Origin of the sequence: Mesorhizobium sp. dw_380, from assembly GCF_018588885.1 — a bacterium.
GTDB lineage: Bacteria > Pseudomonadota > Alphaproteobacteria > Rhizobiales > Rhizobiaceae > Mesorhizobium.
This window is the reverse complement of sequence record NZ_JAFFIW010000011.1, coordinates 165,209-186,483: the sequence shown is the minus strand read 5'-3', so window position 1 is coordinate 186,483 and position 21,275 is coordinate 165,209. Positions and strand designations below refer to the sequence as shown.

General features: G+C 62.2%; 22 protein-coding genes. 12 read left to right on the top strand and 10 right to left on the bottom strand.

Annotated features, from left to right (window positions below; translation table 11 throughout):
* Positions 1-77 precede the first annotated feature (77 nt).
* From clpS to JT360_RS14285, 4 genes are all read right to left on the bottom strand, one after another.
* Complete coding sequence (gene clpS / locus JT360_RS14300; RefSeq protein ID WP_214472302.1) at positions 78-383, bottom strand: ATP-dependent Clp protease adapter ClpS; 306 nt, start codon at positions 381-383, stop codon at positions 78-80.
* A gap of 139 nt (positions 384-522) precedes the next feature.
* The gene (locus tag JT360_RS14295; RefSeq protein ID WP_214472300.1) at positions 523-837 is read right to left on the bottom strand and encodes a hypothetical protein; all 315 of its coding nucleotides are present in this window, start codon (positions 835-837) and stop codon (positions 523-525) included.
* A 213-nt stretch (positions 838-1,050) separates the two neighbouring features.
* Entirely contained in the window at positions 1,051-1,347 is a 297-nt protein-coding gene (locus JT360_RS14290; protein WP_214472299.1) for a hypothetical protein, read from the bottom strand.
* A 38-nt stretch (positions 1,348-1,385) separates the two neighbouring features.
* Positions 1,386-1,685: a hypothetical protein gene (locus JT360_RS14285; RefSeq protein ID WP_214472297.1), complete on the bottom strand. Its 300-nt coding sequence runs from the start codon at positions 1,683-1,685 to the stop codon at positions 1,386-1,388.
* A gap of 279 nt (positions 1,686-1,964) precedes the next feature.
* Here JT360_RS14285 and JT360_RS14280 point away from each other — a divergent pair, with 279 nt between their 5' ends.
* Complete coding sequence (locus tag JT360_RS14280; RefSeq protein ID WP_214472296.1) at positions 1,965-2,681, top strand: response regulator; 717 nt, start codon at positions 1,965-1,967, stop codon at positions 2,679-2,681.
* On the top strand, positions 2,678-4,087 hold the full coding sequence (locus tag JT360_RS14275; RefSeq protein ID WP_214472294.1) for an ATP-binding protein: 1,410 nt from the start codon (positions 2,678-2,680) through the stop codon (positions 4,085-4,087). The genes JT360_RS14280 and JT360_RS14275 overlap by 4 nt, the downstream gene beginning before the upstream one ends.
* 66 nt (positions 4,088-4,153) lie before the next feature.
* Here the strand turns inward: JT360_RS14275 and JT360_RS14270 are convergent, their stop codons facing one another.
* From JT360_RS14270 to JT360_RS14255, 4 genes are all read right to left on the bottom strand, one after another.
* Positions 4,154-4,474 (bottom strand): hypothetical protein, encoded by a 321-nt coding sequence (locus JT360_RS14270; protein WP_214472292.1) that lies wholly within the window; start codon positions 4,472-4,474, stop codon positions 4,154-4,156.
* Entirely contained in the window at positions 4,475-5,656 is a 1,182-nt protein-coding gene (gene choV, locus JT360_RS14265; RefSeq protein ID WP_214472290.1) for a choline ABC transporter ATP-binding protein, read from the bottom strand.
* A complete protein-coding gene (choW, locus tag JT360_RS14260; protein ID WP_214472288.1) occupies positions 5,653-6,507 on the bottom strand; it encodes a choline ABC transporter permease subunit in 855 nt (284 codons plus the stop codon). The genes choV and choW overlap by 4 nt, the downstream gene beginning before the upstream one ends.
* 138 nt (positions 6,508-6,645) lie before the next feature.
* On the bottom strand, positions 6,646-7,581 hold the full coding sequence (locus JT360_RS14255) for a choline ABC transporter substrate-binding protein (protein ID WP_214472286.1): 936 nt from the start codon (positions 7,579-7,581) through the stop codon (positions 6,646-6,648).
* Positions 7,582-7,840: 259 nt separating this feature from the next.
* On the opposite strand from JT360_RS14255, the gene JT360_RS14250 reads away from it, so the two are divergent.
* The 9 genes from JT360_RS14250 (at position 7,841) to JT360_RS14210 (ending at position 18,623) form a co-directional block, all read left to right on the top strand.
* The gene (locus JT360_RS14250) at positions 7,841-8,452 is read left to right on the top strand and encodes a thymidine kinase (RefSeq protein WP_214472284.1); all 612 of its coding nucleotides are present in this window, start codon (positions 7,841-7,843) and stop codon (positions 8,450-8,452) included.
* Between the two features lie 111 nt (positions 8,453-8,563).
* A complete protein-coding gene (locus JT360_RS14245) occupies positions 8,564-8,950 on the top strand; it encodes a c-type cytochrome (RefSeq protein ID WP_214472282.1) in 387 nt (128 codons plus the stop codon).
* Between the two features lie 322 nt (positions 8,951-9,272).
* Complete coding sequence (locus JT360_RS14240) at positions 9,273-10,361, top strand: hypothetical protein (protein ID WP_214472280.1); 1,089 nt, start codon at positions 9,273-9,275, stop codon at positions 10,359-10,361.
* A gap of 39 nt (positions 10,362-10,400) precedes the next feature.
* On the top strand, positions 10,401-11,546 hold the full coding sequence (locus JT360_RS14235) for a hypothetical protein (RefSeq protein ID WP_214472278.1): 1,146 nt from the start codon (positions 10,401-10,403) through the stop codon (positions 11,544-11,546).
* Between the two features lie 24 nt (positions 11,547-11,570).
* Entirely contained in the window at positions 11,571-13,481 is a 1,911-nt protein-coding gene (locus JT360_RS14230) for an AAA family ATPase (RefSeq protein WP_214472276.1), read from the top strand.
* 69 nt (positions 13,482-13,550) lie between these two features.
* Positions 13,551-13,961, top strand: coding sequence for an endonuclease domain-containing protein (locus tag JT360_RS14225; protein WP_214472313.1), 411 nt, complete (start codon positions 13,551-13,553; stop codon positions 13,959-13,961).
* A gap of 67 nt (positions 13,962-14,028) precedes the next feature.
* The gene (locus JT360_RS14220; protein ID WP_214472275.1) at positions 14,029-15,330 is read left to right on the top strand and encodes a DUF6638 family protein; all 1,302 of its coding nucleotides are present in this window, start codon (positions 14,029-14,031) and stop codon (positions 15,328-15,330) included.
* 103 nt (positions 15,331-15,433) lie between these two features.
* A complete protein-coding gene (locus tag JT360_RS14215) occupies positions 15,434-16,552 on the top strand; it encodes a DUF2333 family protein (RefSeq protein WP_214472273.1) in 1,119 nt (372 codons plus the stop codon).
* A gap of 391 nt (positions 16,553-16,943) precedes the next feature.
* Complete coding sequence (locus JT360_RS14210) at positions 16,944-18,623, top strand: formate--tetrahydrofolate ligase (protein ID WP_214472272.1); 1,680 nt, start codon at positions 16,944-16,946, stop codon at positions 18,621-18,623.
* Between the two features lie 66 nt (positions 18,624-18,689).
* On the opposite strand, the gene JT360_RS14205 is transcribed toward JT360_RS14210, so the two are convergent.
* On the bottom strand, positions 18,690-19,334 hold the full coding sequence (locus JT360_RS14205; protein WP_214472269.1) for a cysteine hydrolase family protein: 645 nt from the start codon (positions 19,332-19,334) through the stop codon (positions 18,690-18,692).
* 127 nt (positions 19,335-19,461) lie between these two features.
* Here JT360_RS14205 and JT360_RS14200 point away from each other — a divergent pair, with 127 nt between their 5' ends.
* Positions 19,462-20,451 (top strand): GlxA family transcriptional regulator, encoded by a 990-nt coding sequence (locus JT360_RS14200; protein WP_214472267.1) that lies wholly within the window; start codon positions 19,462-19,464, stop codon positions 20,449-20,451.
* Positions 20,452-20,485: 34 nt separating this feature from the next.
* On the opposite strand, the gene JT360_RS14195 is transcribed toward JT360_RS14200, so the two are convergent.
* A complete protein-coding gene (locus JT360_RS14195) occupies positions 20,486-21,133 on the bottom strand; it encodes a glutathione S-transferase family protein (RefSeq protein WP_214472266.1) in 648 nt (215 codons plus the stop codon).
* Between the last annotated feature and the right edge of the window lie 142 nt (positions 21,134-21,275).

The window sequence follows — 21,275 nt, the reverse complement described above, 5'->3', positions numbered from 1 at the left end:
ATAGAGACGGGGAGAAAGACGCTGTCGCGGGTGGTTTCGCCAATTGTCAGCGTTACAGAAGGAAGAAGACGAGCCCCCTACTCCTCCGGCTCTGTCGTGAACAGCAGCGGATAGCCCTTGGCCTTGCCGGCATCGGTGGCCCGCATCGCCTTGGTCTCGGCGACATCCCTGGTGAAGACGGCGACCACGCAGACGCCGCGCCGGTGCGCGGTGATCATGATCCTGTGCGCCTGGTCCTCACTGAGCTTGAACTCGCCCTTCAGCACCGTCACCACGAATTCGCGCGGCGTGAAATCGTCGTTGATGAGAATGACCTTGTAGAGCTTCGGCCGCTCGGTCTGCGGTTTGACCTTGGTACGCGGTTTTGTGGTGATTTCAGGCATCGGAACCGACAGTTTCGCGATCGAGTTTCACCCCGCATTTTGCCACGCGCGGCAGCGATCGTCCATTTTGATTGGCATGCGGACCGTCAACTGGCGAGCCCGATCATTCACAATCATGTGGGGAATTGTCAGGCGCGGTTCAACGACCCTGACGGCCGAAGATGCGGCGAGTTGTGTCGGCATCCGCGCGGCGTTCCATCCATGCCGCGATCGGCCACGCGACGACGCAGACCAACGTCACGCTGGTGAGCAGGATCAGCAGCCAGGTCTGTGCCGGCGTGATGTAGTCCCAATTGGTGGAAATGGCCGGCGCGAACAGCGAAGGCTCGGTGCGCCCGCTCGCCGGATCCGGCACCGGGCTGGCGGTGAACAGGATCAGCGCCCTGGCAATGCCGGTGGCAACCAGGCCGCCGAGCACGATCGAGCGCAGAATGGACGAAAGCCGCTTCTTCATGCGGACTGTCCTACACGGCCGGGGTTGCAAACGGGTTAAACATGATCGAGACGCTCGGCGGGAAGCCGCCGGCATTCAGGCTTCGCCGGCATCGGGCCGGTTTCTCCGGTCCGCTCATTGCCGGTGCACCGCCTTCGATCATGCACTCGCCAGAAGGCCGTCCCAGCCGGTTTGTGGCTGGAACGGCCATGATAGAACTGACGTCGAAGCTGATCAGGGCTTCTTCGCAGCAGCCTTCGGGGCGGCCTTCGGAGCAGCCTTCTTGACCGGGCACTTGTGCTTCTTGGTCACCTTGCAGGCTACGGTCTTCTTGGTAGCGACCTTCTTCGGAGCAGCCTTGGCCGGAGCGGTAGCCGCCGGAGCGGTGGTCGTGGCGGCAGCAGCTGGAGCGGTGGTCGTGGTGGCAGCAGCCGGGGCAGCGGTCGCGGTGGCAGCGGCGTTGCCGAGGACCGGCATCGAGAAGGCGAGAGCAACGGAGAGACCGAGAGCGGACAGAAGGGACTTTTTCATGGCTTCGTTTTCCTTTTATGCAGGTCGACTTTTTAGTGTCACTGAACTGGGTCGTTCGGTGTCACTCCAAGCAGCTTCAAAGCGTTGGCGAGCATTCGGATGCCCTGCGCCTGTTTCTTGGCGGCGCAGTACCGGTTGCCCTTTCTCTGAAGTGCCTTTGCCGCGGTGACCTGCGTTGCCGTGGCATGGGTTTCGAGGGCTTCGTCAAATTGGTGGCTGAGATTGGCGCACCGTTCGCTCCGGGTGAGCGGCGCCTTTGCGTCCGATTGTCCAGCAGCGGCAGTGACCAGGCCAAGGCCCAGCAACGCTCCCAACAAACTGATCGGCAATCTTGGCATCGGTTTATCCGTGAACCCGAAGTAGCGTCGCAGCCGATAACCTGACCGCCACGGCACCGTTATGCCGGCCTACCTTTTCAGGAGTTTTTCCGAATTGTAGAATTTTGTTTCTGGATTGTGTCTGGCCGACCCGCCGCGAAGGCTGCCAATACTTGCGTGTGGAGAAGGCGGAATTTCATTCTCCCTTGAAAAGCAAGGCACTGGCCAACATATGGCCCGAATTCTATCGTGTGGCTCACCGGCCAAGACGGCTTGGCGGCCAACCGGGACAGGACAGCTGTGAAATCCGATGCACACATACTGATCGTCGACGACGACAAGGGCATCCGCGACCTGCTTCAGGAATTCTTTCAGAAGCGGGGCCTGCACACTTCGGTTGCCGCCGACGGCACCGAGATGGAAGCCATATTGCGCCGTGCGCAGGTCGACCTCATCGTGCTCGACGTGATGTTGCCCGGCAAGAGCGGTCTGGAACTGTGCCGCGACCTGCGCGCCCAGTATTCGACGCCGATCATCATGCTGACCGCCGTCACCGAGACCACCGACCGCGTGGTCGGCCTGGAAATGGGCGCCGACGACTATGTGCCCAAACCCTTCGATCCGCGCGAACTCCTGGCGCGCATCCGCGCCGTGCTGCGGCGCAACGGCGCCGCCGAGCCGAAGCGGACCATCGCCAAGCAGGTCTATCGCTTCGCCGGCTGGACCATGGACTGTTCGCGGCGCCGGCTGACGGCGCCCGACGATGTCAGGGTCGAGCTGACCATGGCCGAGTTCAACCTGCTGCAGACCTTCGTCAAGAGCGCCCAGCGCGTGTTGACCCGCGACCAGCTCATCGAACTCTCCGGCGGCGACAGCGACTATTCCTTCGACCGCAGCATCGACATCCTGGTCAGCCGGCTGCGGCGCAAGATGGAAGACGATCCCAAGACACCCAAACTGATCCTCACAGTGCGCAGCGGCGGCTACCAGTTCCTGCCCGAGACGACCTCCGAATGAGACGTTTCCTGCCGCAGACCTTGCCTGTCTGGGTGCTGCTGATCGTCATTGCCGGCCTTTTGATCAGCCAGGTGGCGACGCTCTACATCGTGGCGCACGACCGCGCCGCCGCCAACGATGTGGTTGACCTCTACCGCCTCAACGACCGTGCCTTCTCGCTGGTGCAGCTGATGAGCGGTGCCACGCCCGAGGAGCGCAAGGCGACCGCGGCGGGCCTGTTCAATTCGACCTATGCGCTGACCGTTTCGGACACGCCCGCGGTCACCTCCTCGATCGCCGGCGACGACGAACTGGCCGAACTCGAGGACATTCTGGTTGGCCGGCTATCGAAGTTCGGCATCACCGACGCGCGCGTGCGGCGCGATCCGGCGACGCGCGAGGCCGACGACGCCGACGGCATGGTGTCCGGCCCTGATATCGGCCAGGTGGAACGCGACCTCCTCGTGCTGGCGGCCAACTTCGCCCAGAGCGACAAGCTGACCGCCTCGCTGCGCTTCGCTGACGGCCAGTGGCTGAACTTCACCGAGCCGATCACGCCCGTCGGCCCGATCCTGAGCGTCGACAGCCTGCCGCTCTATTCGCTGATCGCCGGACTGGTGGTGATCATGTCGATCTGGTCGCTGCGCCGGCTGACGGCGCCCTACCGGATGATGGAAACCGCTGTGAACCGGATCGGCAAGGACCTGAAGAGCCCGCCCATCGCCGAGAGCGGCAGCCGCGAAGTGCGGGCCGCGGCCAAGGCGATCAACGCCATGCAGGCCAGGCTGCGCGAATATGTCGAGGACCGTGAACATCTGGCCGCCGCACTCGCGCATGATCTGCGCACACCGATGACGCGGATGCGGTTGCGATTGGAGCTGTTGCGCAAATCGGCGGTTCGCGAGGCGCTGGCGCATGATCTCGCCGACGTCGAAAGCATCGCCACTTCGGTGATCGATTTCGCCACCTTCGAAGTGACCGAGGAGAAGAACGAACGCATCGACTTCTGGTCGCTCGTGGAATCGATTGCCGACGCCTATCCGGACGTCTCCTTCGACAATGACGGTACCCGCTCGCGCGGCCTGATCTGCATGGCGCGGCCGGTGGCGCTCAGGCGCTGCGTCACCAATCTGGTGCAGAACGCCGTCACCTACGGCAAGAAGGCGCATCTGAGCTTGCACCGCTCCGACCGCACGATCACGCTCGCCATCCGCGACGAGGGACCGGGCATACCGCAGGCCCAGATCGACGCCGTGTTCGGCTCTTTCGTGCGCCTCGAACAGTCGCGCAACCGCCAGACCGGCGGCCTTGGTCTCGGCCTCACCATCGCCCGCAACATCGCGCGCGCCGCCGGCGGCGAGGTCAGGCTGTCCAATCACCCTGACGGCGGCCTGCTGACGGAGCTGCGCCTGCCGCTGGCGGCTTAGGCGGTCGCCCCAAAGCGTCAGTCTTGCAAGGCGGATTTTTCGGGGATGCGTTCGCGATTTTCCGGTTCAACGGATAACGGCGATCTTCCATGCCAGCAGGGCAACTATTGCTGCCGCGCTGGACAGCGTTGCCAAACCGTGCCGCCCGAATGCGTGCAGGACGAAAACTACCAACGCTGCGGTGACTGCCGCGAGCCCTCCTTCGATATAAAAGAGCTGGTTTGCACTAAGCTGCGTGCCGGTCGCCCCTCCGATCCTGAAGAATTCCAGGATCGATCGCATCGCAATCACAAGCTGTATGCCGAGCGCCGCTTGCGCGACCCACGGTTTGGACAACCAATTCCAAATCCGCTTCAAAGCGCCTTGTCCCTGCAAGACCGCGCTCAACTATCGCCGCAGCACTGCTGACAGCACATCCCTGATGCCGATGGCGCCGACGAAGCGGGACTGGTCGTCGAACAGCGCCACCGGTGCCGTCTGCGAGCGGTGCATGGCGAGCATCACGGTTTTCAGCGACGTGCCGGGATTGGCCCAGAACACTTGCGCCGCCTCCTCCGACTGGGATTCGACGTCGGCGCAGGACACCCACACCGCCGGCTTGCCGTCGCGTTCGGCCGCCGCCACCAGCCCATGATCGTCGATCTTGAAGCGCGTCGTCTTGCGTCGGTCGAGCCACACCCAGCCATTGTCGCCATGCTCCAGGTCGCGCCGGTCGCGCATCACGTTCCAGGCGGTCAGCACCGACAGCGGATTCACATTGGCGATGAAGTCGCGGACATAGTCGTTGGCGGGGCGCAGCACGATGTCTTCCGGCGCGCCGGTCTGGACGATGCGCCCGCCCTCCATGATGGTGATGTGGCTGCCGATCTTCAGCGCCTCCTCGAGGTCGTGGCTGACGAAGATGATCGTCTTCTTCAGTTCGGCTTGCAGCTGCAGCAATTCATCCTGCAGCTTGGTGCGGATCAGCGGGTCGAGCGCCGAGAACGGCTCGTCCATCAAAAGGATCGGCGCCTCGGTGGCAAACGCCCGCGCCAGCCCGACGCGCTGCTGCATGCCGCCCGACAGTTCATGGGCGTATTTCTTCGACCACTGGTCGAGATTGACCAGCTTGAGCTGCCTGTGCACGCGCTCCTTGCGTTCGGCATCCGGCACGCCGGCGAGTTCGAGGCCAAGGCCGACATTTTCCTCCACCGTGCGCCACGGCAGCAGGCCGAACTGCTGGAACACCATTGCCACCTGCTTCTGGCGCAAGCGCCGCAAGGTCGCCTCGTCGCAGGTGACGACATCGACGGTGCGGTCGCCGTCCTTCACCAGAACCTGGCCGCGCGACACCACGTTGAGGCGGTTGACGGCCCGAAGCAGCGTCGACTTGCCGGAGCCCGACAGGCCCATCAGCACCGAGATCTCGCCTTCATGCACGGTGAGGCTGGCGCCGGCGCAGCCCAGCACATTGCCGGTTTTTTCGAGGATTTCGGCGCGGGTCGCGCCCTTGTCGATCATCGCCAGCGAGCCGGCCTGGTCGGCGCCGAAGACGATGTCGACGTTCTTGAAATCGACGGCGACGGTCATTTCTTGCCTCCAACGCCAATGCGGGTCATCCGGTCGAGCACGATGGCGAGCACGACGATGGCGAGGCCCGCTTCAAGCCCGAGATCGATGCGGCGCGAACCGAGCGCCCGGTTGATTTCGGTGCCTAGCCCGCCGGCGCCGATCAGGGCCGCGAACACCACCATCGACAGCGACAGCATGATCGACTGCGTCAGGCCCGCCATGATGGTGGGCAGCGCCGACGGCAATTCCACCTTCCACAGCAGCTGGCTCTTGGTGGCGCCGAACGCCTCGCCGGCCTCGATGATCGACGTCGGCACCGAGACGACGCCGAGATGGGTGAGCCTGACCGCGGTCGGGATGACGAAGATGATGGTGACGATGAGGCCGGGCGCGTTGCCGAGACCGAACAGCGTCAGCACCGGGATCAGGTAGACGAAGGTTGGCAGCGTCTGCATCAGGTCGAGCACCGGCAGCATGATGCGATAGACCTTCGGCTTGTGCGCTGCCCAGATGCCGAGCGGCACGCCGATGGCCATCGCCATGGCGGCGGCGGCGACAACCAGCACCAGCGTCTGCACCGTCTGCTTCCAGAGGTTCTGGTTGATGATGAAGATCAGGCCAAGGAAGACGGCGATGGCGAGCGGCCGCGAGCGTTGCAGCAGCCAGGCAACGACGGCAATGACCAGCGCCAACAGCACCGGCGGCACCATCAGCAAAAGGTTGACCAGCCCGTCGAGCAGGAAATTGAGGCCGTTCGAAAAGGCCCTGAACACGGTGTCGAAATTGTCGGTGAGGAAGCCGAAGAAGTTCTTGCCCCACTGACCTATGGGTATCTTGTGATCGACCATGAATTTCGAAATCGGATCCATATCGCCCCTCTCATGCTCGAGGCCGCCCCGCCCTCGGCCTCCACTGTCGCAACGTCATCTTGTCACAGGATATGAAAAAGGGCAGCCTTTTCCAGAATGGCTGCCCTTCATTTCGGCAACGCCGAAATCAAAGCCGGCTCAGCCTCCGAGCGCGGTCTTGACCGCCGCAGCCGCGTCGCCGCCGTCAAAGGTGGTCACCCCGGCAATCCAGGGCTTGATCGCGTCCGGGTTTTTCTTCAGCCAGTCGGTCGCCACCGTATTGGCATCGCTGCCCTTCAGGATTGCGTCCATCATCTGGCCTTCCATATCCAGGTTGAACTTCAGATTGGTGATGAACTTGCCGACGTTCGGGCATTCGGTGGTGTAGCCCTTGCGCACATTGGTCGACACGGTGGCGGCGCCGAAGCCGCTGTCGCCCATGCCGTCGAGATAGGTGATCTTCATGGCGCCCATCACCGGATGCGGCGTCCAGCCGAGGAAGGCGATCCATTCATTGTTCTTCATCGACTGCTCGGCCTGGGTCAGCATGCCGGCCTCCGAGGACTCGACCAGTTCGAAGCCCTCGAGGTTGTCCTTCGGGTTCTTGATCATGTCGAGGATGATGCGGTTGCCGTCATTGCCGGCCTCGATGCCGTAGATCTTGCCGTTGAACTTGTCCTTGAACTTGCCGAGGTCGGTCAGCGACTTGACGCCCGCATCCGCGACATAGTTCGGCACGACGATGCCATAGCCCGCACCGGCAAGGTTCTGGCTGACGGTCTCGACCGAGCCGTCGGCGGTATAATCCTTGATGTCGTTGGTCATCGACGGCATCCAGTTGCCGAGGAAGACGTCGAGATCCTTGTTCTTCAGCGACGCATAGGTCACCGGAACCGAAAGCTGGATCACCTGCGGTTCGTAGCCGAGCGCGGTGAGCAGCACCGAGGCAAGCCCGGTCGTGGCCTGGATGTCGGTCCAGCCGACATCGGAGAGACGAACCGCCTTGCAGCTCGCCGGATCGCCGGCATAGGCGGCACTCGTGGACAACAAAGCCGCCAGGCCAAGGCCGGCGACGAAGGAATTCATACGCGACATAGACAGTCTCCCATTGTGATTCTTCGGCGAAGCGCAGTCACGGTTTCTTTGCCCGCCTTGTTTCGTCAGCCAAACACCATTCTGGTGTGGTTTCAAGGGTTAAGGCAATCACGATCAACGGCGCGGGCTGGCCCATCAGCGACACGGCCGACGCTTTGCGACCTGCTGGACCTCGTCCGGATCGGCCAAGGCCGCTTTTTCAGGGGAATGCGGCGTCGGCCCCTCCCCGTGCCCGGGCAAGTCGGCTTAAAACAGCCAAATGGCCAAGCTGTACTTCCACTATGCGACGATGAATGCCGGCAAGACGACGATGCTGCTGCAGGCGTCGTACAATTATCGCGAGCGCGGCATGGCCACGATGCTGTTCGTCGCCGGCCACTACCGCAAGGGCGACAGCGGCCTGATCTCGTCGCGCATCGGGCTGGAGACCGAGGCAGAGATGTTCCGCGACGGCGACGACCTGTTCGCCCGCGTTGCCGAACACCACACGCATGCCACCGTGCACTGCGTCTTCGTCGACGAGGCCCAGTTCCTCGAGGAGGAGCAGGTCTGGCAACTCGCCCGCATCGCCGACCGGCTGAACATCCCGGTGATGTGCTACGGCCTGCGCACCGATTTCCAGGGCAAGCTGTTTTCCGGCTCGCGCGCGCTGCTGGCCATCGCCGACGACCTGCGCGAGGTGCGCACCATCTGCCGCTGCGGCCGCAAGGCGACGATGGTCGTGCGTCTCGGCGCCGATGGCAAGGTGGCCCGCCAGGGCGAGCAGGTGGCGATCGGCAAGGATGTCTATGTCTCGCTGTGCCGCCGCCATTGGGAAGAAGAGATGGGCCGCGCCGCGCCCGACGACTTCATCGGCTTTATGAAAAGCTGATGGCCGCCGGCCGAGGCGTGCCGGCCTCCATACCCAAATCCCGCAGCGATGCAGCGTTTGTTAAGGCATCGATCCTATAAGGCCGCCAGCCAGAGCTCTCCGGGGTCAGCCATGCTTCGAGCCGTTTCCTCAGCCAGCCTTCTTCTCCTTGCCACTTCCATTGCCCATGCCGGCGGCGATCCCGTGCAGGGCAAGCATGTCTTCAACCGGTGCATCGCCTGCCATGAGGCGGCAACCGACCGCGACAAGGTCGGCCCGCATCTGCTGGGTGTTGTCGGCCGCACCGCGGGCAGCGCCGAAAGCTTCCTCGGCCACTATTCGGAAGCGATGAAAAGCGCCGGTGCCGCCGGTCTCGTCTGGGACGAGGCGAATCTTGCCGAATATCTCAAGGCTCCGAAGCTGAAGGTGCCCGGCAACAAGATGGCTTTCGGCGGCCTCAGCAGTGACGACGACATAGCCAACGTCATCGCCTATCTGAAAGCCGATCCCAAGCCCTGAGCGGCAGCCGATCCGTCGCCTGACGGTGCCGGCCAAGCCGGGCATGTCGCGACTGCAACTGGTCAGTTGTTGTCGGATTTCCGGACCATTCGCTTCACCGGAGACTGACTGCTTTGCCGGCATGAAAGTTCAAAACCGGCTGAACTACGCTTGGCTCACCAGCTAATCACGCCATGACCACCGTTCCATTGCCTTTCAAGGGCACGATCGGATTTTTTGTTTTCGCGCAGTCCTTGTCTTAGCGTCTTTCAATCCTCTTATGCCCCACATATATTCGCCGCTGTTCGCAGCCAGCGACCGGAAGCCGAAGCGGGAGGCCCCTATGGCGACATTGCAGAATTTCGACGCCGAAATTGCCAAGACCAAGCAGGTCGTCCAGGACATGCGCACCAAGATCGAGCAGTCCGGCACCGTGCTCGAAACGCTTGCCACATCGGACAAGAAGATCGGCGACGCCAATTTCGACATCGAGAACGCCCGCATCGAGGATGTGCTGAAGCAGCAGAAGGTGATGGAGGGCAACATCGCCGACCTGATCATCGGCCTGGAGGACGCCACCAACGTCTTCGGCGCCGAGTTCGAGAGCATGAAGAACTATTCCGGCTGGGAAAATTTCGTCGGCATCTTCTCCAGCCAGCGCAAGCAGCGCATGCGCACCGACCGCGTGCGCAACATGTCGCTGGCCGGCAATTTGCAGGAGTTGCTGGCCAAGTCCGACACCATCGTCGGTATCCTGAAGGCGCAGAAAGAGGTTCTCGACCAGCGCTACAAGACCTCCGAGACCAGCCTGTCGCAAGTCATCGAGCGCCGCAAGACCACCATGTCGAACCTCGAAGCCGTGCAGAAGCGCATCGAGGAGCTCAATCCGATGCTGCTTGACATCGAGAACAAGATCGCCGCCTCGACCAGCCAGAAAGACCGCACGCAGCTTGAGGGCGAGCGTTCCAAGCTCGCCACCGAATACAACGAGAAGCAGGCCAAGGAGCAGGAACTGCTGGCCGAAAGCCAGACGCTGGAGCGCTACACCTCGATGTTCCAGACCTTCGTCGATTCGCTCAACAACCAGATCGCCGCGCAGTCGACGCTGATCAACAAGCTGACCATCGATACCGAGCAGCGCATCGTGCTCTATAAGGCGCTGGAAGATTCGTTGAAGACCGCCGCCCAGCAGGACGTCGCCCACAAGATCAACACGCTGGGCAGCCAGGTCGACAACACGGCCGAGGAAACCATGGCCGGCATCGGTGCCGCCTCGCAGAAGCACATCGGCGACCTTCTGGAAATGCACGAGAAGAACATGGTCGCCAGCGCCGACATCCAGCGCCGCAAGAAGCTGGCCGACGACGCCTTTGCCCGCCGCTTCGACGAGGTGCTGAAGAAGCACAATTCGGCGAACTACGTGCAGTCGTGATCGCCGCTCGCACCGGTGCGACAATCCAGGGCTGACAGCATGACCCCCGAAAACGACGCGGCGGCGCGGTATTTCTCGGCAATCACGGCCGCGCTCAGCGGCCTTGAAGTGTTCATGCGCGACGATCGCTCGCCGCTTTACCGGCACGGCATCGTCGCCAAGATCGTCGCCGAATACATCGCCCGGCTCGACAAGTCCTTCTCCTGCTGGCGCAACCGGTTGGGCTTCATGGACACGTTCCGCATTTCGCGTGCCGAAAGCGGCTTCCCGGTGTTCCAGAACCTGCTCGAACTGGAGAACGACCGGCGCCAGGCAGACAGCCGGCTCGCCAACATCCCGCTGGCCGGCGAGTTGCGCGAGGAAATGGCCGACTTCATCCTGCGCCACAAGGAATTCCCCGAAGCGCTGCAGAAATCGATGGCCGAGCGGCTCTATCTCGAGGACGTCAAGAGCGAGCGGACCTTCGGTTCGTTCACGCTGGCGCAGACCGCCAAGGTCTCGGTCAATCCAAAGACGGCGCGGCCCTACTATCTCGTCCATTGGGCCACCTTCGACGGCAGCGCCAACCTGCCCCTGGTCTACATGGTGACGGTGGAGGATTCTTCCGAAAGCATGATCCGCCAGCTCGTCGACAGGAACGGCAAGCTCAACGACAAGGTCGACATCCCGCTGCCGGTCGACGGCCTGCTCAATCCCGAGCTTGCCCACCGTTTCGACGATTTCACCGAAAAGAACTCCGCCTACACGCTGTCGCCGGCGACCATCGCGGTCAACCTCGACAAGGATTTCGAACCGCTGCATCCCAAGCAATTGCGCCGCGTCGTGCTCGGCCCTTTCTATTCGGCAGGGATTACCGACAACAATTCGACGGTGACCGAGGTGCTCGCCAAGGTGCGCAAGCCCGAAAATGCCTGGCTGCTGACCTGGACCATCCAGGAAGTCTACTCCAAGGGCGAGAAGCCCGGCCGCAAGGGACTGTTTTCGAGCGAGAAGACGACGCAGGAATTCTTCATCAACACCGACGACCTGGAAGCCGCGCGCCAGGGCGTGTCGAGCTACGAGAACCACGCGCTGATCCCACACGAGGCCTACCAGGCGCTCTACGCCGCGGGCGAGGCGCAGAAGATCTTTGGCGACTACAAGGTTCACATCCTGTCCAACGGACAGGTCATCTCGGACGTCTGACCGTCACACCACGGAGCAACCTTCATGGATACCGGCCTGACCACCATCCCGGAAGCGGCTGTTGAAAAGCACCGCGCCACCGCGCAGAGCTTCATCACCCGCATCGTCGTGCTGGAGGATCCCTCGCGCGAATCCGGCACGGCACTGGCCGGCACCAACCGCCGCTTCGTCTCGACCGTGTCGGTCGGCTCGGTGCGCCGCACGCGCGAGGTCGAGCTGTCGAAGACCGTCGGTGCCGTCCATCCCGACGACCAGCTGCTGACAATCCCGCAGCACACGCTGCTGTTTCGCGCCCGGCGTGGCACGGCCACTGCTCTGGCCATATCGGATGTTTTCGCCGAAGGCTCCGATCTCGAAAACCTGCAGGCGAAAAACACCCGCGCCCCGCTCGAAGGCGACGAGGCGGCGACCTTCAAGAAGCTTTTGTCAGCCTCGGCTTACATCTCAGCCTTCAGCCTGGCTTCCTATCTGTTCCAGCTCATCGACAGCGACGGCGAGGCGCCCAACGACATCCCCGAACCGGACTTCCTGTTCGACACGCCGCAGGATGCGGTGAAGTCGATCCTGGCCGGCCTCGACAAGGCAATATCAGGGTCATCCGACGATGCCGACCTGATGACGCGCGCGCGCGCCTTCGCCCGCGTCGCCATCGACGGGCTCCTGGCGCGCAAAGGCCGCTTCGACGGGATCGGTCCGTTCGAGAACGCCCATATCCGCATCGACATCGACGACTTCACCCTGGACGGCTTCGATGTCGCGCCCGGCAAGCGCTCCAAGCCGCTGGTGATGACCTTCAAGAAGCCGGAAGAGGTCGTCGGCAACCACATCGCCAAATACCAGTCGATCAAGCTCGCCAAGATGCTGATGGCCTACGATTTCGAGCGCGAGATGAACCCGTTCGTCGAACTCGGCGGCTTCCTGTTCACCTTCATCGGCGACGGCGCGCCCGGCACCGGCAAGACGACGCTGATCCAGATGATAGCCGGTCTCGTCAACGGCTACTGCCAGGTCGCCGGCTATCCCTTCGCCTACGAGAATTTCGGCGTCGACCAGATCTCCTCCTACCAGGGCAAGTCGGGCCAGAACTGCCGCCAGTTCGTCAACAATGTGCTCAACCCGCGCGTCATCGGCTTCGGCACCATCGACGATATCGACCAGGTGGCGGCGCGCCGTTCCGACGACCGCGCCTCGGCCGGCCAGCAGGAAATCACCGGCGTGCTGATGGACGCCTTCGCCGGTGCCGCCACCGTGGTCCGCGGCAACTGCTCGTTCGGCATGTTTTCCAACTATCCCGAAAATGTCGACGATGCGCTGCGGCAGCGTGCCGGCGCCCGCTGGCTGGTCGACGGCCCGCAGAGCCGCGACGACTACATCGACATCTTCGTGCTGCTCGCAGGCAAGAACCACGAGATACCGCTCGGGGAGCACAAGCTCTATGCCGCGCAGGAAATCCAGCGCGCCGTGACCGAAGCCTATGAGGAGCACGAAAAGCCGCAGGAGGACGGCCTGATGCGGGTCTATGAGCGCTACATGAAGGAAAATGGCGCACCCAAGACCATGGCCGACATCGGCACCTACCTGCACCTGATCAAGGATGCCGAGCCACGCTTCACCGGTCGCGCCATCAAGAACGTCACCGACGCCATCAAGATGCGCGCCATGGATATCGAGCTGCCCGACGACTGGTTCGAGAAGCCGGAAGCCTTCATGCACAAGGGCTACGACGAGAAGAAAACGATGATCGAGGAACTGCGCGGGCCGTTCTCGATGGACATGGTCATGCAGGAGATCAACCGCTACGCCGACAGCGAGTTCCGCTATTCCGACAAGTCCGATGACGTAGCGGTGGAAAAACTGCTGCGCGACGCCCGGCTGCGCGAGAGGGCAGCGCGCGAGATGGAGGAGATGAAGAAGAAGGGGCTGTGGAATGCGTGAGCCTGGCACTTCTTCCTTCTCCCCGTTCACGGGGAGAAGGTGCCCGAAGGGCGGATGAGGGGCAGCGCTGTGCGCGGTGGAAACGAGCCGAAGGTTGCAAGATCCCGACAGCTTCGAAAGGTCGAGAATGACGCGGAGGAAAAACTGTGGAGTGAATTGCGCGGACGGCGACTTAATGGCCACAAATTTATTCGTCAGCTACCAATCGGTCCATATTTTGCAGACTTCGCTTGCCGTGAAGCCAACCTGGTTGTGGAAGTCGATGGAAGCCAGCACGCAAATCGATCCCGTGATCGATACAGGGACGAGACTATGAACAGCAATGGTTGGTCGGTGTTGAGGGTTTGGCACGCCGATGTCCTAACGGGCCGCAAGAGCGTGCTGGATACGATTGTTGCAGCGCTGGATGGGCGACTTAATGAAAAGATGATCGGTATCGACGCGAAATTTTTGCCCTCTTCACCGTCAGGGGAAAGATGATGAGCGTTTGCGCCGCCCCTCATCCGCCCTTCGGGCACCTTCTCCCCGTGAACGGCGAGAAGGAAAAATGAGCGCCAAAAAACCCGACCTTCTGCGCGACAACGAGCTGATCTATGGCCGGCTGCTCACCGTCGACGAGCCGCATCTCATCCAGCGCTACAACAAGGCGCTTGCCGTGTTCGGGCTCAAGCCCACCAAGCTGAAAAGCTTCCAGATCGACCGTACCGGCTTCTCGCCCGAAGTGGCCGAGGAATGCGGCGACTATGACTATCTCGACCCCAATGAGGTCAATCGCCGCTTCATCATCCTGACGCCGTCGCAGATCGACCTGCCGGTGGTGCACACCGCTTTTTCCAACACCTCGCAGCTGATGTTCGAGTTCATGTCCAAGAACCAGCGCGCCATCGATGCGCTGACCATCAAGGACGTCATCTACGGCGAGATCGAGGATACCGTCCCCAAGGTCAACGACATCGAGGATCTGTTGTCGATCAGCCAGGTCGAGTTCAAGGTGCTGTCGGCCGAGGACGTGCTGGGCAAGGCGGCTGAACTCGGCAAGCTTGTCGACCGGCTGAAGCAGGAACCCGATGCCTGGCGCGACAATGCGATGCTGACCCGCATGGTGGAACTCGCCAAGGTCTGCGGCGACATCCGCGAGAACGCGCTGGTGCCCGACCAGGTGATCTTCCGCCACAATGCCTACTGGACCAGCCATTTCGGCGGTCTCTACGTGTTCGTCGACCCCGACATGACGACGGTGATCAGCGATCCCGCCGCACCCGGCTTCCGCCGCTCGCGGCCATGGCAGGTGAGCTATCTCTCGATCAACGACGCCGACAAGGTGTTCAAGTTCCTCGCCTCCACCGGCCGCATCGAACTGCCGCGCGCCTCCTGGATCGAGACCTCCGGCTATCTCGAGCACCGGGCCGAGATGGTGGTGCGCGCGCTGATCCGCGACGCCGAGCCGAACCGCAATTTGACCGACGTCGACAAGGTCTGGCTGCAGACCTGGATCCAGAGCCATGCCGACCTGATCGCCAAGGACGGCAATTTCCCTTTCCTCAATGCCGCCAAGCGCGAGATCGCCCAGCTCGGCCATCTCAAGATCGAGGATGTCTTCCCGCAGCAGCGCTTCCTTGTGGTCCGTGCCAAGCCTGATCATCCGGACGCATGGCTGACCAACAGGCTGATTTCGGATTTCGTGCCGTCGGACTTCGTCTCGCGCTACATCTTCAACAAAGACGGCTTCTACAAGGACTATGACGGCTTCAGCGACGCCTGGCGGTCGCATGTTGTGGACGTTCTGAAAACCACATATTTGAAGGACAAGGTGGCGTTTCGCACGCGCCTCTACGGCCTGACTGACTAGAACGAAATGAACTCATTTCGTTCTAACTTGTTGTTTTGGCGCATGATGTTATCCAAAAAGTCCTGCAACTTTTTGGCACCATGCTTTGAGGGGTGACACAGCCATGCTCGATCCGATCGTGAACTTCTTCGTCAGGATTTTCCAATGGATCGGCCGCGGCATCGGCCTCTTGATCGGCGTCATCCTGTGGCCGTTCCTATGGGCCGGCCGCTGGTACACGCAGCGTGGCTGGATCCTCAAGGCCGTGGTCGGCCTCGCCTTGCTTGTGCTGATCGGCCTCTACGCCAACTTCTTCTACGCCACCCAGTGGTGGAGCAATTTCAACCCGAGCTATCCCGACACGTACACTTTCGAGAAGCGCAATGTCTCCGCCGGTGAGCAGGTCACCGCCGGCAGCGGCACCGACACGGCCAAGACTTGCGGCAATTCCGGCATCGCCCAGGTGGCGGCGGATCTGATCGACTTCAACGTCAATCAGAACGCCTGGGTCTCGTCGATGATCCTTTACAAGTTCGGCCTGTTCGGCATCGACTGGGACGACACCCCATGGATGGACAACAAGGCCTCGTTCCAGCGCGGCATCAACCAGGCGGTGCGGCGCACGGCGACCGAGCTTGCCGACAACCTTGGCCGTGTGCGCACGACCTCGCAGATCGACACAAATCTCCAGGACGCTCGCGGCCAGCTGCAGTACGACGAGTCCATCTGGTACATCAGCCGCAACGGCATGACCGCGACCACGCCCAGCATGTACCGCCGAGCGATGGGCAATCTGCGCTCCTTCAACGCCCGCCTCGCCACCTGCCAGGCGACCTTCGATGCCCGCGCCGACAATCTGAAGCAATATATCGACCGTATCGCCAGCGATATCGGCTCGACCTCGGCCATCCTCAAGGAGCGCGCCGAGAACCACAACAATGGCTGGTTCGACTTCCGCGCCGATGACCGCTACTGGTTCGCCTATGGCCAGCTCTATGCCTATTATGGCCTGATGAAGGGCGCCCAGGCCGACTTCGATGACGTCCTCAAGGAAAAGCACCTGCAGAGCCTGTGGGACACCATGGACGCGCAATTCGTCTCGGCCTTGCGCATCCAGCCTTTCATCATCGCCAACGGCCGCGAGGACGGCTGGCTGCTGCCGACGCATCTGACGACGATGGGCTTCTACGTGCTTCGGGTGCGTTCGAACATGGTCGAAATCAGCAACGTGCTGACGCAGTAGGGCAGTTCAGCCGCAATGCATTTCGCCCAAAAGTGGTTCCGGTTTTGGGAGAACGACATGCATAAAGCAAAAGGCAAAAGCGCGATGCGCTTTGGCAAGCCGATGGCGAATTTGCGCCGTCGCCTCTGTCGCATTCCGTGCATTGTGCGGCTGTTTTGAGACGGCGGAAGCGCCCCTGCTCTGGCTTCTATACGGCGCGGCAAGCGGAGCCAGTAAGAACCGAGGACAGGTCGGCCGGCCGCAGAGGAATTTTCTCTAGAGGAAACATAGTTGCATGAAAGTTGACGCCATGGCAGCGACAGGGTTAGAACTGCCCGCGCGCCCGGTTCCAACCCGCTTGCGATAGAGATCAACCCGTCCCCTCCACCGTCCAATCCAGAGGAAAGCCGTCATGGCCGAAGTGAAGTCCGACATCGAGATCGCGCGCGGCGCCAGGAAAAAGCAGATCCAGGAGATCGGCCAGAAGATTGGCATCCCGACCGAACACCTGCTGCCCTATGGCCACGACAAGGCCAAGATATCAGCCGAATTCATCAAGTCGGTGAAGGGCAACAAGGACGGCAAGCTGATCCTGGTCACCGCCATCAACCCGACACCGGCCGGCGAAGGCAAGACCACCACCACGGTCGGCCTCGGCGATGGCCTCAACCGTATCGGCAAGAAGGCGATCGTCTGCATCCGCGAGGCTTCGCTCGGCCCGAATTTCGGCGTCAAGGGCGGTGCCGCTGGCGGCGGCTACGCACAGGTCGTGCCGATGGAGGACATGAACCTCCACTTCACCGGCGACTTCCACGCCATCACCACCGCGCACAATCTTTTGTCGGCGCTGATCGACAACCACATCTACTGGGGCAACGAGCTCGGCATCGACACCCGCCGCGTGGTGTGGCGCCGCGTCATGGACATGAACGACCGCGCGTTGCGTGAGATGATCTGTTCACTCGGCGGCGTCGCCAACGGCTTTCCGCGCGAGGGCGGCTTCGACATCACCGTCGCCTCGGAAGTCATGGCGATCCTTTGCCTGTCGACCGATCTGAAGGATTTGGAAAAGCGCCTCGGCGACATCATCGTCGCCTACCGCCGCGACAAGTCGGCTGTCTATGCCCGCGACCTCAAGGCCGACGGCGCCATGGCCGTGCTGCTCAAGGACGCCATGCAGCCCAACCTGGTGCAGACGCTGGAGAACAATCCGGCCTTCGTCCATGGCGGCCCGTTCGCCAACATCGCGCATGGCTGCAATTCGGTCGTCGCCACCACGACGGCTTTGAAGCTCGCCGACTATGTCGTCACCGAAGCCGGTTTCGGCGCTGACCTTGGCGCTGAAAAGTTCTTCGACATCAAGTGCCGCAAGGCTGGCCTCAAGCCGGCAGCCGCCGTCATCGTCGCCACCGTGCGCGCCATGAAGATGAATGGCGGCGTCAAGAAGGAAGATCTCGGCAAGGAAAACGTCGAGGCGGTGAAGAAGGGCTGCGCCAACCTTGGCCGCCACATCGAGAACATCAGGCAGTTCGGCGTCCCGGCGGTGGTTGCCATCAACCACTTCTATTCCGACACCGACGCCGAAATCCAGGCGATGAAGGACTATGTCGCCTCGATGGGCGAAGAGGCGATCCTGTGCAAGCACTGGGCCAAGGGCTCGGCCGGCATCGAGGAGCTCGCCAACAAGGTGGTGGCGCTGGCCGAATCCGGCGCCTCGCAGTTCGCGCCGCTCTACCCCGACGCCATGCCGCTGTTCGAGAAGATCAACACCATCGTCCAGCGCATCTATCGCGGCTCGGAAGCGATCGCCGACAAATCGGTGCGCGACCAGCTGCATGCCTGGGAGCAGGCAGGCTATGGCCACCTGCCGGTCTGCATGGCCAAGACCCAGTATTCGTTCTCGACCGACCCGAACCTGCGCGGCGCGCCGACCGGCCACACCGTGCCGGTGCGCGAGGTCAGGCTTTCGGCCGGTGCCGGCTTCGTCGTCATCATCTGCGGCGAGGTGATGACCATGCCCGGCCTGCCCAAGGCGCCGTCCTCGGAAAAGATCTTCCTCAACGAGGCCGGCCAGATCGAAGGCCTGTTCTGAGATCTAGCCGTCTCGACGATTAGAGAAGGGCGCCGCAGCAATGCGGCGCCCTTTCTGTTTTTGGCTTTATGCCGCGTTGCGCGCCAGCGCCCGCTGATTGGACCCATAGATCGTATCGCGCTCCGGCAGGACGCCGGTCTTCAGGCATTCGATCCATTCGGCGGTCTTGAGCACCGCGGCGAAGCGCGATTGCAGGATGATCGTGACCACGCGGTGGATCTCTTCGGCCGAGGCGTAGCCGGCGCTGTTGGCGTAAGGCACCGAGCCGGTCGCATCCGACAGGAACTCGACAGCAAAACCCATATGCACGGCGTGTATGATGGTCGACAGATCGCAATTGTGCGTCATGTACCCGACGACCGTGAGCGTATCGATGGCGTTGGAACGCAGCCAGTCCTCAAGGTCGGTGCCGGTGAAGGCGGAGGGTAGCGTCTTCTCGACATAATGGTCGCGGCCGCGCCTGGCAATCTCGGGGTGCAGTTCGCCGCCATGGCTGCCTCTGGCGAAGATCGGCGAGGTCTCGGGCGCCATCTGCTTGACGACCACGACCTTGATGCCGGCAGCGGCGGCGGCATCCATCGCACGCGCCACATTGACGACGCTGTCGCGGAACGGCGGATGCTGGATGGCGAGATTACCGCCATCGTAATCGTTCTGGACGTCGACGACGATCAGCGCCCGGCGCGGCGTGGTGTTGGCTGGGTCAGACATGGTGTTTCCTTTCTGGCTTGAATGCGATGGGACGAAAATAGGCCGGCCGGCGAGCAGCCAAAAGTGGCCCGATTGACATCATTCGAAAGAATTGGGACAATCTCATTTCACTTGCTAGGACCAGCCCATGACCACGCCGATCATTGCCGTCCTCGCCTTCGATGGCATCAGCCCGTTCCACCTGTCCGTGCCGTGCCTGGTATTCGGCGAGGACAGGACATCCCTTGGTCTGCCGCGCTTCGAGTTCCGTATTTGCGGGATAAAGGCCGGCCCGATCCACACCGAGGCCGGACTGACTGTTGCCGCGCCGCACGGGTTGGAAGGCCTCGACGGCGCCGACATGGTCATCATTCCCAGCTGGCATCATCTCGGCGAGCCACCGTCGCCGCTGCTTGTGGAGGCGCTGCGCAAGGCGCATCGGCGCGGCGCCTTGATCGTCGGCCTGTGCCTTGGCACGTTTGCCATTGCCGCGGCCGGGCTGCTCTCCGGCCGCACTGCCGCCACGCACTGGGCCTATGCCGAGCAGCTTCAGGAACTCCATCCCGACATCCATGTCGATCAAACGGTGCTCTATGTCGACAATGGCGATGTCGTGACTTCGGCGGGCGTTGCCGCCGGTCTTGACTGCTGCCTTCACATCGTGCGGGCGCGCTATGGCGCGGAAGCAGCACTCCGGCTCGCCCGCCAGATCGTGCTGTCCCCTCACCGGCAGGGCGGACAGGCGCAATTCATCGAGCGCCCGGTGGCGAAGAGCGCGAATGCCGACCGCTTCACCCAGGCTCTCGACGCGGTGCGCGCGACGCTCGGCGAAACGCACAGCCTCGACAGCGTCGCCGAAGCCGCCGGCCTGACACGGCGCACCTTTACCCGCCGCTTCCAGAAATCGATCGGCACCAGCTTCGTCGAATGGCTGGTCGGCCAACGGATCGAACTGGCGCAGCGCCTGCTGGAAGCCACGGAGAAATCGATTGACATCGTGGCCTTCGAGGCCGGCTTCGGCAGCGCCACCTCGCTGCGCCAGCATTTCGCCGCGAGGCTCAGGACATCGCCGGCGCAATACCGGCGCGAATTCTCAAGGCGGACCGATCAGGGCGAGCGCATGGCGCTGTCGTCCTAGATCGTAGGCTGGACCACGCGCGCCAGCCAATGTTTCAGCTGGCTGATGGGGCATTGATTGCAAATTGCGCGGCGAAAGCCCTGACATAAGCGGGCCGGGTTTCCCCGCGAGCCACATAGGCAGCCAAGTTCTGATATTCATCCAAAATGCCTGACATTCTTAGCCGCAGCAGCACTGACACCATCAACAAATCGCCAGCGCTGAAAGTTTCATCGAGCCAGTCGGCGGCGCCCAAGCGAGCCGAGAGCCTGTCCAGCCGGGCGCGAATACGGTCCTTTACCAACGGCAAGCGCTCCTCGGCCCACGGCTTGTCGCCCTCGATTATTCTGGCGGTTGTCAGTTCGAGGATCGGTGGCTCCACGGTGTTGAGCGCGGCAAACATCCACGTGATCGCGCGCGCACGCGCATCGCGATCCCCGGGCAGCAGGCCTGAATGCTGCTCGGCAAGATGAAAGACGATCGAGCCGGTCTCGAACAGCGACAGAGAACCTTCCTCATAGGTGGGGATCTGGCCGAAGGGATGAATGGCAAGATGGTCAGGCGCCTTCATCTCCTCGAAGGAAACAAGACGGACCTCATAGGGCTGACCCACTTCTTCGAGCGCCCAGCGAACGCGGGTATCGCGCGCAAGTCCCTTGCCGCCATCGGGCGATCGTTCATATGCTGTGATGATGATCGTCATCGCATCCGTTTCCTTGCTTGGGCGAATTTCTTCGGCTTCCTATCGCGAGGACGAATGGGCCTCCCGGAAATCGACATCGGTCTTGAACTATTTTCATTGCTGGGCTCGGATCGCGAATACCCGCTTCCGACCAAATTCGGTC